Annotated in this window: 15 protein-coding genes; 12 read left to right on the forward strand and 3 right to left on the reverse strand. The window is 62.8% G+C overall.

What is annotated here, in order from left to right:
• Window positions 1-115 precede the first annotated feature (115 nt).
• The 3 genes from rlmN to WBQ96_RS24890 are packed head-to-tail and all read left to right on the forward strand — an operon-like array spanning window position 116 to window position 2,282.
• A complete protein-coding gene (gene rlmN / locus WBQ96_RS24880; protein ID WP_336554925.1) occupies window positions 116-1,348 on the forward strand; it encodes a 23S rRNA (adenine(2503)-C(2))-methyltransferase RlmN in 1,233 nt (410 codons plus the stop codon).
• On the forward strand, window positions 1,345-1,785 hold the full coding sequence (locus WBQ96_RS24885) for a hypothetical protein (RefSeq protein ID WP_336554927.1): 441 nt from the start codon (window positions 1,345-1,347) through the stop codon (window positions 1,783-1,785). The genes rlmN and WBQ96_RS24885 overlap by 4 nt, the downstream gene beginning before the upstream one ends.
• On the forward strand, window positions 1,782-2,282 hold the full coding sequence (locus WBQ96_RS24890; protein WP_336554929.1) for a hypothetical protein: 501 nt from the start codon (window positions 1,782-1,784) through the stop codon (window positions 2,280-2,282). The genes WBQ96_RS24885 and WBQ96_RS24890 overlap by 4 nt, the downstream gene beginning before the upstream one ends.
• Here the strand turns inward: WBQ96_RS24890 and WBQ96_RS24895 are convergent.
• Entirely contained in the window at window positions 2,263-2,904 is a 642-nt protein-coding gene (locus tag WBQ96_RS24895) for a LysE family translocator (RefSeq protein ID WP_119814236.1), read from the reverse strand. The two genes, WBQ96_RS24890 and WBQ96_RS24895, sit on opposite strands and share 20 nt — an antisense overlap.
• Before the next feature lie 169 nt (window positions 2,905-3,073).
• On the opposite strand from WBQ96_RS24895, the gene WBQ96_RS24900 reads away from it, so the two are divergent.
• Both WBQ96_RS24900 and WBQ96_RS24905 read left to right on the forward strand, forming a co-directional pair.
• A complete protein-coding gene (locus tag WBQ96_RS24900) occupies window positions 3,074-4,297 on the forward strand; it encodes an argininosuccinate synthase (RefSeq protein ID WP_336554932.1) in 1,224 nt (407 codons plus the stop codon).
• A 41-nt stretch (window positions 4,298-4,338) separates the two neighbouring features.
• Complete coding sequence (locus WBQ96_RS24905) at window positions 4,339-4,836, forward strand: hypothetical protein (RefSeq protein ID WP_336554934.1); 498 nt, start codon at window positions 4,339-4,341, stop codon at window positions 4,834-4,836.
• A 75-nt stretch (window positions 4,837-4,911) separates the two neighbouring features.
• Here the strand turns inward: WBQ96_RS24905 and WBQ96_RS24910 are convergent, their stop codons facing one another.
• Entirely contained in the window at window positions 4,912-5,730 is an 819-nt protein-coding gene (locus WBQ96_RS24910; RefSeq protein ID WP_336554937.1) for a lytic murein transglycosylase, read from the reverse strand.
• A 192-nt stretch (window positions 5,731-5,922) separates the two neighbouring features.
• Between WBQ96_RS24910 and WBQ96_RS24915 the strand changes: the two genes are divergently transcribed.
• From WBQ96_RS24915 to WBQ96_RS24930, 4 genes are all read left to right on the forward strand, one after another.
• Window positions 5,923-7,233, forward strand: coding sequence for a flavin monoamine oxidase family protein (locus tag WBQ96_RS24915; RefSeq protein ID WP_336554939.1), 1,311 nt, complete (start codon window positions 5,923-5,925; stop codon window positions 7,231-7,233).
• Window positions 7,234-7,267: 34 nt separating this feature from the next.
• Window positions 7,268-7,939, forward strand: coding sequence for a DUF1236 domain-containing protein (locus WBQ96_RS24920; RefSeq protein ID WP_165117896.1), 672 nt, complete (start codon window positions 7,268-7,270; stop codon window positions 7,937-7,939).
• A gap of 164 nt (window positions 7,940-8,103) precedes the next feature.
• Entirely contained in the window at window positions 8,104-8,364 is a 261-nt protein-coding gene (locus WBQ96_RS24925; RefSeq protein WP_337035937.1) for a type II toxin-antitoxin system prevent-host-death family antitoxin, read from the forward strand.
• Window positions 8,357-8,773: a hypothetical protein gene (locus WBQ96_RS24930; RefSeq protein WP_336554942.1), complete on the forward strand. Its 417-nt coding sequence runs from the start codon at window positions 8,357-8,359 to the stop codon at window positions 8,771-8,773. Before WBQ96_RS24925 ends, WBQ96_RS24930 begins: the two co-directional genes overlap by 8 nt.
• 51 nt (window positions 8,774-8,824) lie before the next feature.
• Here WBQ96_RS24930 and WBQ96_RS24935 read toward each other — a convergent pair whose 3' ends face one another.
• The gene (locus tag WBQ96_RS24935) at window positions 8,825-10,582 is read right to left on the reverse strand and encodes a putative bifunctional diguanylate cyclase/phosphodiesterase (protein WP_336554943.1); all 1,758 of its coding nucleotides are present in this window, start codon (window positions 10,580-10,582) and stop codon (window positions 8,825-8,827) included.
• A 147-nt stretch (window positions 10,583-10,729) separates the two neighbouring features.
• Here WBQ96_RS24935 and WBQ96_RS24940 point away from each other — a divergent pair, with 147 nt between their 5' ends.
• The 3 genes from WBQ96_RS24940 (at window position 10,730) to ffh (ending at window position 13,994) form a co-directional block, all read left to right on the forward strand.
• A complete protein-coding gene (locus tag WBQ96_RS24940; protein ID WP_336554945.1) occupies window positions 10,730-11,689 on the forward strand; it encodes a CPBP family intramembrane glutamic endopeptidase in 960 nt (319 codons plus the stop codon).
• Window positions 11,686-12,144, forward strand: coding sequence for a GNAT family N-acetyltransferase (locus WBQ96_RS24945; protein ID WP_336554947.1), 459 nt, complete (start codon window positions 11,686-11,688; stop codon window positions 12,142-12,144). Before WBQ96_RS24940 ends, WBQ96_RS24945 begins: the two co-directional genes overlap by 4 nt.
• 266 nt (window positions 12,145-12,410) lie before the next feature.
• Entirely contained in the window at window positions 12,411-13,994 is a 1,584-nt protein-coding gene (ffh, locus tag WBQ96_RS24950) for a signal recognition particle protein (protein ID WP_336554948.1), read from the forward strand.
• Window positions 13,995-14,000: the final 6 nt, after the last annotated feature.

Genomic DNA, 14,000 nt, shown 5'->3' on the forward strand with positions numbered 1-14,000 from the left:
GGAAACGCCGCATAGCCTCCCCATCTGCGGGGCCGTGACGCCGCCGCGATCTCGTGATATGTGCGGCGCAAAGGATCGCCTCGTCGCGACCGCATCAACCCCGATTACCGGTATCATGGCTCTTTCGTTCGATCTCACCGCAGACACAACCCGCGACGCATTGCGCGCCCGCGCCGCCACGCCAGCAAAGGCCTCGCTGGTCGGGCTGATGCGCGCCGAAATGGCCGAGGCACTGGTTGCCGCCGGCATCGTGCCCGAGCGGCAGGCCAAGATGCGCGCCCAGCAGCTCTGGCACTGGCTCTATGTGCGCGGCGTCTCCGACTTTGCCCATATGTTCAACATCTCGAAGGACCTGCGCGCAGCCCTCGCTGAGCATTTCACCATTGCCCGCCCCGAGATTGTCGAAGAACAGATTTCCTCGGACGGCACGCGCAAATGGCTTTTTCGGTTCCCGCCGCGCGGCGCCGGACGTCCGGTCGAGATCGAAACCGTCTACATCCCCGAGGAGGGGCGCGGCACGCTGTGCATTTCCAGCCAGGTCGGCTGCACGCTGACCTGCTCCTTCTGCCACACCGGCACGCAGAAGCTGGTGCGCAACCTGACGGCGGAAGAAATCCTGACCCAGCTGATGTCGGCGCGCGACCGGCTCGGCGACTTCCCCGACCGCGACACACCCGACGGCGCTATCGTTCCGGCGGAAGGGCGAAAAATCTCCAACATCGTCATGATGGGAATGGGCGAGCCGCTCTACAATTTCGAAGAGGTCAAGAAGGCCCTCCTGATCGCCTCCGACGGCGACGGGCTGTCGCTGTCCAAGCGCCGCATCACGCTTTCGACCTCCGGTGTCGTGCCGGAAATCTTCCGCACCGGCGAGGAGATCGGCGTCATGCTGGCGATCTCGCTGCACGCCACCAATGACGATCTGCGCGACATGTTGGTGCCGATCAACAAGAAGTACCCGCTGAAGGAGCTGATCGCCGCCTGCCGCAACTATCCCGGCCTGTCCAATGCGCGCCGCATCACCTTCGAATATGTGATGCTGAAGGACGTCAACGATTCCATCGACGACGCCAAGGCGCTGATCAAGCTGCTCAAGGGCGTTCCGGCCAAGATCAACCTGATCCCGTTCAACCCGTGGCCCGGCACCAACTACCAGTGCTCGGACTGGGAGACGATCGAGAAGTTCGCCGACTACATCAACAATGCCGGCTATGCCTCGCCGATCCGCACCCCGCGCGGCCGCGACATTCTTGCCGCATGCGGCCAGCTGAAGTCGGAGTCGGAGCGCATGAAGAAGACCGAGCGCCTCGCGCTCGAAGCCATGATGATCGCCGGGCACGGCGAGTGAGGCTTGCATCGACTTTGAGGCGAGCCTCGCTTGTCTCGCTGGGCTATGTCTGCGCCGTATTTGCCGCTGTTTTTGTTGCTGTCTTCCTCCTTCAGGGCAGCGCTATCGGTTCCGCGTCGGACCTCACGGGCGCAATGGCGACGGGGCTGATTTTCACGTTTCCCACGGCGCTGCCGGGTTTTATCCTCGCTCTGTATGTGGCGAGAGTTTCCAAGCGGCGTCACTGGCTTTTCTTTTCCATCGCCGGAGCATTGAACGTTCTGCCGGCCTTTTTGTTTTTGGAACTCTTTTTCCAATTCAACGGGGAGACGGGAGAGTCATTTTTGCAAAGCAGCCTGCCCTTGTTCTGCCTGCCGGGTGGCTTCCTGGGAGGGCTTAGCTTCTGGCTGGTTGCCCACGGGTCTTCCGATGCTTCGCCGGAGGGCGCAACATCATGACCGGCATCCTACTCATCCTCGGCCGGCTGTTCGTCATCCTCATCGGCTATGTCGGTGCAGCGCTGGCGGCGAGCGCCTTCCTAAATGTTCTGGCGTTGGGCGCGCTGGGTGCCCCTCCCGGCGATCCGGTCGCCAGCGCATCGCTTGTCTTCACCATTCCGTTCATGGCGCTGTTCGTCGCCTATTACGCATTCTTCCCCGCGATGATCGCAATCACCTTCACCGAGCTTCTCGGCAAGCGCGACTGGCTGACCCATGCGCTTTGCGGTGGCGGCGTGGCGCTGACACTTGTCGGCATCCTGCTCTCCGGCACATGGCAGGTCGATGTGAATGAGGGGCTAGAGCCCTACTGGCTGCGTCTCGACGATCCACGCCTGGCAATGCTGCTCATCGGCAGCGGGCTCGTCGGCGGCATCGCCTACTGGCTGGTCGCAGGCAATTCCGCCGGGAGCTGGCGCAGCGAGAGAAAAGCCCCGCCTACTTCGCCTGCGCCGTAAGGATCTTCAGCGCAAAGGCCGAAAACACGCCGGCAAACAGATAGTCGACGATGCGCGTCACCGTCGGGTTCTTCTTCAACAGCCCGGCGAATTTGTCGGCGGCGATGACCATCGGCACGGTCAGCGGCAGTGACAGCGGAATGAACAGCACGCCGAGGAAGAACAGCTTTCCCGGCGCGTGCGGGTCATGCGCGGAGACGAACTGCGGCAGGAAGGTCATGAAGAACAGGATGATCTTCGGGTTGAGCAGATTGATGCCGAGCCCGGTCGCCCAGTTCTGGAACAGCGAGCGCGGTGCGCGCTTCGTCATGTCGGGCGAAAACGCCGAGCCGTGCCTTATCGCCTGATAGGCGAGCCACACCAGATAGCCCGCCCCGCCGATCTTCAGCGCAAGGAATGCCTGCGGCGAGGCGACGATCAGCGCCGACAGGCCCAACGCCACCAGCGCCGTATGGATGATGATGCCGCTCATCGCCCCGAACATGCAGGCAAAGCCGGCTGCCCTGCCCTCTGACAGAGCCCGCCCGACAAACAGCGTCATGTCGGGACCCGGCGTGATGGCGATGATGAAGGTCGCGATGGCGAACTGGATGATGATGGCGGTATCGGGAATGAAGGACATTCTTTTCGGGCCCGGCTGAGAACGGCGCAAGCTAGCCGAAACCAGATTGCGGCGCCAGCGCGATTCACGCCCCGCAAAGCTTGCCCGCTTTGCCTTTCCTGCTAATAGTGCCCGCCGAAAGCGGAGCGCCGCCGTGGCCTTTCCGCGACTGGAAGGACCGGATCAGAAAATGTCGAAGTGGAAAGACGTGAAAAAGGTCGTGCTCGCCTATTCCGGCGGTCTCGATACCTCCATCATCCTGAAATGGCTGCAGACCGAGCTGGGCGCGGAGGTCGTGACCTTCACCGCCGATCTCGGCCAGGGCGAGGAACTCGAGCCCGCCCGCAAGAAGGCCGAGATGCTCGGCATCAAGGAGATTTTCGTCGAGGACGTGCGCGAGGAATTCGTGCGCGATTTCGTCTTCCCGATGTTCCGCGCCAATGCCGTCTATGAAGGCGTCTACCTGCTCGGCACCTCGATTGCCCGCCCGCTGATTTCCAAGCATCTCGTCGAAATCGCCAAAAAGACCGGCGCCGACGCCATCGCCCACGGCGCCACCGGCAAGGGCAACGACCAGGTCCGCTTCGAACTTTCCGCCTATGCGCTGAACCCCGACATCAAGATCATCGCGCCATGGCGCGACTGGTCGTTCAAGAGCCGCACCGACCTGCTCGAATTCGCCGAACAGCACCAGATCCCGGTCGCCAAGGACAAGAAGGGCGAGGCGCCTTTCTCCGTCGACGCCAACCTCCTGCACTCCTCCTCCGAGGGCAAGGTGCTGGAAGACCCGGCAGTCGAAGCGCCGGAATATGTCCATATGCGCACCATTTCGCCGGAGGCAGCACCCGACAAGGCGACGGTCATCAAGGTCGGCTTCGAGAAGGGCGACGCGGTTTCCATCAATGGCGAGCGCCTGTCGCCGGCAACGCTGCTGGCCAAGCTCAATGATTATGGCCGCGACAACGGCATCGGCCGTCTCGATCTGGTCGAGAACCGCTTCGTCGGCATGAAGTCGCGCGGCGTCTACGAGACCCCGGGCGGCACGATCCTGCTGGCGGCACACCGCGCCATCGAATCGATCACGCTCGACCGCGGTGCCGCGCACCTCAAGGACGATCTGATGCCGCGCTATGCCGAGCTGATCTATTACGGCTTCTGGTTCTCGCCCGAGCGCGAGATGCTGCAGGCGGCGATCGATCTCAGCCAGAAGAATGTCGAAGGCGAAGTGACGCTGAAGCTCTACAAGGGCAATGTCATGGTCACCGGCCGCGAGAGCCCGAAATCGCTCTATTCCGACAAGCTGGTCACCTTCGAGGACGACCAGGGCGCCTACGACCAGAAAGACGCCGCCGGCTTCATCAAGCTCAACGCGCTGCGCCTGCGCACGCTCGCCGCGCGCGACCGGCGCGGGTGAGACCCATGCGCCCTGGCCGATGTCTGACGTTTTGCCTGCTTATGGCAGGACCAGCATCGGCCCAGGATGCCGGCTTCGACCCTTCGACGCTCGATCTGCCCGCGCTCATCGAGTGCCGGGCCGACGTTCAAACTTACAATGTTTTTGCTTTCTGGCTGGCGGCGGAAACGGACACATCCAGCACGCTTGACTGGCAGGAAACGGAATCCGGCAATCCCTTCCTGAAGCAGTACCGCCTGCCCGCCCCGGTCAGCGTCTTCGGCCAGGAAACCGATACGATCGCCTTTACTGCCTCCGGACCCATGGCGGTTCTCGACGGCATTTCGCCGGCGGAGATGGCGCAGAAACTGGAAATCACGCCCGAGATCTCGACGCCCGAAAAGTTCCTCGGCGAGAAAGTCCTCGTCGACAAGACCGAGGAAGATAACGGCATGCGGTTCCAGACCCGCATTTCGGTGAATGTCTCGACCGTCGATTCTCATCCCGGCAAGACGCTTGCCGGCTGTTCCTACAGCATCGGCATACAGGAAGCCGAATAGACAGCTTTATCAGAGCGCCATTCCAACAAAAAACCCGGCGTCTCCGCCGGGTTTTTTGTTTCGCTTCAGGGATTTTTACTGCCCGTCGATTTCCGCGCCGATAATGGCGATGGCCTGCTGGTAGACGCTGGCTGCGTTCCAGCCCTGGATGGCGCCGAAATTGGCCTGTCCCGGCTGGTAGCCGCCACCGCGCGACCAGCCATGGCCGCGCAGGAAGTTGGCGGTCGAGGCCAGTGCGTCGGCCTTGCCCTTGAGGTCGACGCGGCCATTGCCGTCGCCATCGACGCCGTATTTCAGCACGTTCACCGGCAGGAACTGGGTCTGGCCGATCTCGCCATGCGCTGCACCTGTCGTAGAGGCCGTCAGAGTGCCGTTCTGCACCAGCTTCAGCGCGGCATAGAGCTGGTCGGTGAAATAGTCGCTGCGGCGGCAGTCATAGGCCAGCGTCGCGACAGCCGACAGCGTGTTCTGGTTGCCGGTGAAGCTGCCGAAACCCGTTTCCATGCCCCAGATCGCGATCAGTGGGCCGGCGGGCACGCCGTAGCGCTGCTCGATGCGATCGAACAGCGCGGCATTCTGCGCCTTCATCGCCTTGCCGCGCGAGGCGATGGTCTTGCCGCCGCGCTTGGCCATGAACTGGCTCAGCGACAGCTTGAAGCTATGCTGGTTGCGGTCGGCGGAGATGGTCTTGGTGGCATATTTGGTGCCGGCCAGCGCGCTCAGCGCACGGCCGCTGATGCCGTTGGCCGCAGCTTCCTGGCCGAACTGCTTCTTCCATGCCTCGAAACCGGCGGCAGTGTTGCCGCATTGCGCCGCATTTGCGCTGCCGGTCGCAAGACCGAGCATGGCGAAGGCGGCGGCGGCAAAAATCTTTCCCTTGGCAGAAAATGCCATGCTGTTCTCCTGATTGCCTGAATCACGTCCCTGAAACGCTATCTGCCAGCAATTGCTTGATTTGTCACCGTTAAGATCAGGTTTACGAGCAAAGCAAGCGATACTGGCGAACAAGATGAAATTTCCGTAAGGTCAAGTACTGGGAACGGTATCTGATCGCCCGGTCCTGATCAAAGTCCTGAGGGGGACTTCATGGAAGATGTCGATGTCGTGATCGTCGGCGCGGGTTCGGCAGGTCTTGCCGCGGCAAAAGTCCTGCGGGCCGCCGGTCTTTCCTTCAGGGTTCTCGAGGCCATGGACCGTATCGGCGGCAGGGCCTGGACCTCCAGCCAGCATTTCGGCGTTCCCTTCGATATCGGCTGCGCCTGGCTGCATGCCGCCGACCGCAACCCGTATTTTCCGGACGCCCAGTCAGCAGGCTGGACGCTCCACCACCACGACATGAATGTCGATCACCTCTATTATGGCAAGCGCAAGGCCAGCGAGGCCGAAGAGGCGGAGATGAAGCGCGCCGACGCCCAGCTTGCGGCTCTTCTGGAAAAATGGGACGGCGCCGACGACCGCGTCTCCGCGCTGCTCGCCTCGGGCCGGCTGGCCAAAGGTTCTGCTCCGCGCGCTGCCGCAACCTTTTCCGGTCCGATGGACTTCGGCCAGGATTACGACGAGGTCTCGGTCCAGGATTTCCGCGCCGCAGCCGACCTCGACCCTAATTATTTCACCAAGGAGGGTTTGGGCGCGCTGGTCGCCCGCTTCGGTGCCGACGTGCCGGTGGAACTGTCGACACCCGTCCGCAAGATCCTCTGGGACGTGCCGGGGGTTGCCGTCGTCACCGATCGCGGCACCATCCGCGCCAAGGCCGTCATCGTCACCGCCTCGCCGGCGGTGCTGGCCTTCGAGGAGATCGAGTTCTCGCCCTTTCTGCCGGACGCCTATGTCGAGGCGTTCTTCGATCTGCCGATGGGCATGCTGACGAAGCTGCCGATCGAGATCAAAGGCACGCGCCTCGGCCTTAACCCGTTCGACGACCTGCTGATCGAGCGGCCGGCCCGCCACGATGTCTATTTCCTCTGCTTCCCCTTCGATCTCGACCTGATGGTCGGTTTCGTCGGCGGCGACTTCGCCTGGGAGATGTCGGCCGCCGGCGAGGCGGCGGGCATCGATTTTGTCACCGACCGGCTTTGCGGCATTTTCGGCAGCGACGTGAGGAAGCATGTCGGCCGCGCCATGATGACCAATTGGGGGGCGGAGCGCTTCGTGCGCGGTGCTTACGCTGCCGCGCGGCCCGGCAAGGCGTCCGCCCGCGCGACCCTCATGCAGCCGGTCGCCGAGCGCATATATTTTGCTGGCGAGGCGCTCAGCGGGCCGTTGATCCAGACCTGCGGCGGCGCAAGATTGTCGGGCGAAGCCGTTGCCGGCGAGATCGCCAACCGCCTGTCCCTTGCCCCGAAATCGTCACTGAATGACCTTATTTTAGCGGGAACTCATGGAGCCTCCCCGGATTGATCCTCTCTAGAGGGGTCAAAAACGGAGAGAGATGATGAAATCCATGATTCTTGGCTCAGTGGCAGCCGCCGCCTTGCTTGCCATTTCGGGAGCGGCCTTTGCCGCTGAAGTAACTGCCGTGACGGACCTCAATGTCCGCTCGGGGCCTGGCCCGCAATACCCTGTCGTCAGCTTCATCGGCGCCAATGAGGGCACCACCCTCAATGGCTGTATCGAAAACAGCAAATGGTGCTCGGTCGTCACCGCCGATGGCGAGGGTTGGGTCTATGCCGACTATCTGACCGGCGATTTCGGTGGATCGGGCGTCGTGCTCAGCGAGCGCCCCGCAGATTCCCAGGTGACAATCGTCGAAGCGCCCAAGGGTGAAGGCGGCGCAACAGGCGCATTGGTCGGTGGTGCCACCGGCGCAATCGGTGGCGCACTCATCGGTGGACCTATCGGTGCAGCTGTCGGCGGCGTAGCCGGCGTGGCGGTCGGAGGCTCGGCAGGGGCTGCGGCGGAACCGCCGCCGGAAGTGCGCACCTATGTCACCAGCCATCAGGTCGACCCGGTTTACCTCGACGGTGAAGTCGTCGTCGGCGCAGGCCTGCCCGACACGGTCGAACTTCAGGAAATTCCCGACTACGACTATCGCTATGTCTATGTGAACGGCCAGCCGGCCCTGGTCGATCCAGGCACGCGCAGGATCGTCTATGTCGTGCGGTGACCCGACCGCATAACCCATGAAAAACGCCGGACGGCTCTCGCCGTTCGGCCCCGTAATTGGAATGTTCCATCGCAGAAGTCGTCGTCTTCGATTTGACGCCTTGCGAATGCACCTTGTCTAATAGTCAAATAATTTGTATATTCCGCATTATTCGAAGGAATTACATGATGCGGAAATTTTCGACAGTAGACCTGCTGCGTGACATCAAGACCGTGACCATGGCGGCAGATCGCCAGCCAGTCACCATCACCCAACACCGTAAACCCCGCTATGTCCTGATGACCTACGATGATTTCGAGGCCATGAAATTGCAGCTCGATCCGCGTAAGGTTTACGGCCCGCATGAAGCACCGCCGGAATTGGCAGAGTTGATCGGTCCTGAACTGGACCGGCTGATAGAGGAAGGAAGCCAAACCGGTGGCTGACATTCCAGCCAACGGTTCAATCATCCGCTTCCCATATCTCTGGGCATGGCAGCGCGACAAAGGCGAAACTGAAGGGCGGAAGTCTCGCCCGGTCTGCATGGTACTTGCTATACCCAGCGGCAATCAGACGAATTTGATCCTTTTGGCCATCTCCGGCACCCCACCCCGGTCCGATCAGACCGCTTTGGAGATTCCGCAACTCGAATGCCGCAGGGCCGGAATCCGCGACTGGAAAGATGCGTGGATCACAGTTTCCGAGTTCAATCACGACATAGCCGAACACTCGTTCTATTATGATCCGAACACAGAGGTATTGGGATCATTCAGCAAGGGATTCCTTGCCAAGGTCGCGGCAGCGTTTAAGCCTTTTCTCGCCCGGCCGAGTGCGCGGATCAGCCGAGCCGATTGAGGGTCGGCCATCCCCTCGAAGGGGCAGCATTGTGGAACGGCTGGATGTCAATCAGCGGGATCCGGCAGCCTTCCCCCTGGCCTTGCCCTTGGTCTCGACGAACCGGCGCGTGAATTCCTCGGACGGCAGCGCCCTGGCGTAGAGATAACCCTGGCCGATCCTGCAGCCCATGGCGAGCAGTGCGGCCTGCTGTTTCTCGGTTTCGATACCCTCGGCTATGACATCGAGACCCATGCTGCGCCCCATGCCCAGCAGCGCCTGGACGATTGCGCCAGCCGAGCGGTCGGTGAGCAGGTCGCGAACGAAGCTCCGGTCGATCTTCAGCGTGGTCAGCGGAAAACGCTTGAGCGTGCTCAGCGAGGCGTGGCCGGTACCGAAATCGTCGAAGGCCACCCCGACCTGACGGTCGCGAAGTTCGCGGAAGGGCGCCAGCACCCGGTCGTCGTTTTCGAGAACGACCGTCTCCGTTACCTCGACCTCCAGCGCCTCCGGCGGCAGCCCGTGACGATCGAGCGTCTCGGTCACCACCTGCGCCAGGTTTCCAGCGTTTATCTGCGCGGAAAACAAGTTTGCCGCGATCCGCATGTCGGGCAGACCTGTGCTGCGCCATTCGGCGGCCTGCCGGCAGGCTTCGTCGAGGATCCAGCCGCCGACCTGCAGTGCCAGCGAATGGGATTCGAGCACCGACAGGAACGTAGCCGGGAAAAGCAGGCCGCGCGTCGGGTGGTTCCAGCGCAGAAGCGCCTCGGCCCCGAAGACCGCACCGCTTTCGAGGTCGATCTGCGGCTGGTAGTGCAGAACCAGTTCCCCGGCGCCGACGGCTTGAAGCAGTTCGTCCTTCATCAGCCGCCGCGCCGCCATCGCGCTGCGCATTGCCGGCTCATAAAGCCTGAAACCCGGGCTGCCGTCGCGCCTGGCGTGGGACAGCGCGAGATCGGCGCTTGCAATCAGCTCTTCTGGATCGGCGCCATGGGCAGGCCCGAGGGCAACGCCGACGCAGGCACCGAGCTTGAGGACATGATCGCCGATGGTGAAGGACTGCCGGAAGGCATCGAGGATGGACCGCGCGGCAGCGGACGCTTTCATGGGATCGCCGACATCGGGCAGAATAACGGCAAACTCGTCGCCGCCAATTCTCGCCGGGATCGCGTCGGCATCGAGCACGGCAGGCAGCCGCACCGCAAGCGCCTGCAACAACGTATCTCCGGTCGCATGGCCGAGATTGTCATTGACCTTCTTGAAGCCGTCGAGATCGAACAGGAGTATGGCCGCCTGCCCGCCTGCCGCAAGGATGGCGCCGAGCCGCTCGTTGACCTGCGCGCGGTTGGGAAGGCCGGTCAGCGGATCGTGATGGGCAAGCCGGTGAAGCCGCGTATCGCGCTGGCGGCGCTCGGATATGTCGCGGATGATGCCGCCCATCACCACGCCGTCCGGCCCTTGCCAGACCGAAAGCGACAGCTCGATGGGGAATTCTGTGCCGTCGCGCCGCAAGGCCGCGACCTCTACCGTCTTGCCGCTGAGCTTCGACGGCTGGCCGCTTCCGACACGCGCCACGCCGGCGCTGTGTGCGCCACGCAAGCGCTCAGGAATGATCAGGTCGAGCGTGTGGCCGATCATTTCGTGGCGTTCATAGCCGAGCAGGCGCTGGCCCGCTCGGTTGACATAGGTGATGATGCCGCGCGCATCGATCATCATCAGGGCAAGTTCCGTCGTGTCGGCAAAGCCGACCAGGGCCGAGGCCGCGCCGTCGGGGTAGGAGTGATGGTCGTCAACCCGATCGGAACGCGAACGGTCGGATGCATCATTCATGGATGACACTCTAAACGGAGCCGCATGCTTACCCCACTATATCTTAGCTGGAATTCCTTAACATTAGCTAAGTTGAAAATGCCTTTTGTCCGCCGCAACCTGTTCCCCGAATCCTGAGATTGGGTATATTCGCGCGAAGGGGCTTGCATGACACTGGATCCGACCGCTTTTGAGCAATACAGGCGCAGCGCCAACAAGACGACGCTGCCGCGTCTGCTTGTCGGCACGCTGATCATCACTGCCTTCTGGTTCGCCGTGACAGTCGGCGTCACACTCGTGGCCGAGCACTATCTTGCCGCCCCGACCGAAGGAAGTTTCCTCGAGACAAGCGTAGGAATGCTGGCCGCACTCCTCACCTTCGCAGGCATCTGGCTCGGTGTCTGGATCGAGATGCGCCACACCCACCGCGAGCCGCTCAGCGCATTGTTCGGCTACAGCCGCAGGATATCGTGGCCGGGCTTCTGGAAGGGGCTGGCGGCCGTGCTGGCGACCTCGCTGCTGTCCGAGGTGCTTTTGTATGCACTTCAGCCCGAAATGACGCGGAGTTCGCTCGATCTGTCGTCATGGCTGCTGCTTCTGGTCCCTGCGGGACTTCTGATCTTCGTGCAGACCTCTTCGGAAGAAATCCTGTTCCGCGGCTATTTGCTGAGAGGCCTAGCGCATCGCTTCCGAAGCCCGCTGGTCTGGGCGCTTCTGCCGGGGCTGGCATTCGTTTCGCTGCATTGGAGCCCCGGCACCAGCATGATGGTGAATGCCGTTGGACTGGCCTCGATCGGCCTGTTTACCGTCGTGCTGACATTGCTCGTCTACAAGACCGGCAATCTGGGCGCGGCGATGGGCGCGCATCTCGGCAACAATCTGGTGGCGTTTCTGCTGGTTTCACATCAGAGCTCGTTCAGTGCCCTTGCCCTTTTCAACGGCAAGCCGTTGGAAGGGGACGGGTGGACACCGACCGACATGGTCATCGTTGGCGGGATCGGGCTTGTCGCCAGCCTGCTGACGGCCCTCCTTCTCCTGCATCCGCGCTCGCCTTTGAAAGTCTCAGCCGACAGCGCCCCGCTTTCGCCCATGCCCGAGGCGGCTGAGGCATCTCCCGTGCAGCCATGAGCGATCTTCTGTTCCGTCCAGCCAGTGAATCCGACCTTGCCGCCATCGTCGCCCTTCTGGCTGACGACAACCTCGGTAGCACACGCGAAAATGCTTCTCTGCCGCTGGACCAGCGCTATAGTGCTGCCTTCGAAGCAATAGCGCGCGATCCCAACCAGCTTCTTGCCGTCGCCGAACTGGACGGAGCCGTCGTTGGCTGCCTGCAGATCACCTTCATTCCCGGCCTGTCGCGCACGGGCATGTGGCGCGGCCAGATCGAAAGCGTGCGCATCGCCGTCTCGCTGCGGGGACGCGGCGCGGGCAAGGCCTTTTTCGCATGGGCAATCGAGCAATGCCGGTCGCGCGGCTGCGGCCTCGTCCAACTCACCACCGACAAGGCGCGGCCCGAGGCGCTTGCCTTTTACGAGTCACTCGGCTTCAAGGCGAGCCATGAAGGTATGAAGCTGGCGCTTTGAATCCCATCGGGGCCCCGTTTTCGTGCCATTCCCTTGACTCCTGCCGCCTTTTCCTGTCTACAGCCTCGAAATTCCGCGACGAGTAACAGACTCCGAGCAGCCGACCGGGACCCCTAGTGGTATAAATCGATCCCGGAGGCCAACACCCGGCAGCGCAATGCGCCCCCGGGTGCTTTTTGGTTTTGGGCTTTGCTTGGGTTTTAACTTCGGCGCGAAAGCACTACCTCTCGGGCATCATCCGGGTGCCAGAGATAAAGGGAAACTGAATGTTTGAATCGCTACAGGAACGCCTTGGCTCGATCCTGAACGGCCTTACCGGCCGTGGCGCGCTGTCGGAGGCCGATGTCACGGCTGCCCTGCGCGAGGTTCGCCGCGCGCTGATCGAGGCCGACGTCGCGCTCGAGGTCGTGCGTTCCTTCGTCGACAAGGTGCGCTCGAAGGCTGTCGGCGCCGAAGTCCTGAAGTCGATCAAGCCGGGCCAGATGGTCGTCAAGATCGTCCATGACGAGCTGGTCGAGATGCTGGGCGCCGAAGGCGAACCGATCGACCTCAACGCGCCGGCTCCGGTCGTCGTCATGATGGTCGGCCTGCAGGGCTCCGGCAAGACCACCACCACCGGCAAGATCGCCAAGCGGCTGACCGAGCGCCAGGGCAAGAAGGTCCTGATGGCCTCGCTCGACACGCGCCGCCCGGCTGCCCAGGAGCAGCTTCGCCAGATCGGCGAGCAGGTGAAGGTCGCCACACTGCCGATCGTCGCCGGCCAGACGCCGGTCGACATCGCCAAGCGCGCCGTGCAGGCGGCCAAGCTCGGTGGCCACGACGTGGTTATTCTCGACACAGCCGGCCGCACCCATATCGACGAGCCGCTGATGGCCGAGATGGCCGACATCAAGCGCGTCTCCTCGCCGCACGAAATCCTGCTGGTCGCCGACTCGCTGACCGGCCAGGACGCCGTCAACCTCGCCAAGAATTTCGACGAGCGCGTCGGCATCACCGGCCTCGTGCTCACCCGCATGGACGGCGATGGCCGCGGCGGTGCCGCCCTTTCCATGCGCGCCGTCACCGGCAAGCCGATCAAGCTGGTCGGCGTCGGCGAAAAGATGGACGCGCTGGAGGAATTCCATCCCAAGCGCATCGCCGACCGCATCCTCGGCATGGGCGACATCGTCTCGCTGGTCGAGAAAGCCGCCGAAAACATCGACGCGGAACAGGCCGCGGCGATGGCCAAGAAGATGCAGTCGGGCAAGTTCGACCTCAACGATCTTGCCGGCCAGCTTGGCCAGATGCAGAAGATGGGCGGAATGGGCGGCATCATGGGCATGATGCCCGGCATGGGCAAGATGAAGGACCAGATTGCGGCTGCCGGCCTCGACGACAAGATGTTCGGCCGCCAGCTCGCCATCATCTCCTCGATGACCAAGGCCGAGCGCGCCAATCCCGACCTGCTCAAGCACTCGCGCAAGAAGCGCATCGCTGCCGGCTCCGGCACCGATGCCGCCGAAATCAACAAGCTGCTTAAGATGCATCGCGGCATGGCCGACATGATGAAGGCCATGGGCGGCAAGGGCAAAGGCGGTGGCCTGATGCGCGGCCTCATGGGCGGCATGGCGCAGAAGATGGGCCTCGGCGGCCTTGCCGGCGGCATGGGTGGCATGCCCGACCTGTCCAAGATGGACCCGAAACAGCTCGAAGCCTTGCAGAAGCAGGCTCAGGCATCCGGCCTCGGCAAAGGCCTGCCAGGCGGCCTTCCCGGTCTCGGCGGCGGCGGTCTCCCCGGCCTTCCCGGCGGCATGAAGCTACCCGGCCTCGGCGGACCCGGCGGTCTGCCCGGCCTCGGCAAGAAGAAGTGAGCGGCG

Source organism: Mesorhizobium sp. CCNWLY176, from assembly GCF_037153935.1.
In the GTDB taxonomy this organism is placed as follows: Bacteria; Pseudomonadota; Alphaproteobacteria; order Rhizobiales; family Rhizobiaceae; genus Mesorhizobium_M; species Mesorhizobium_M zhangyense.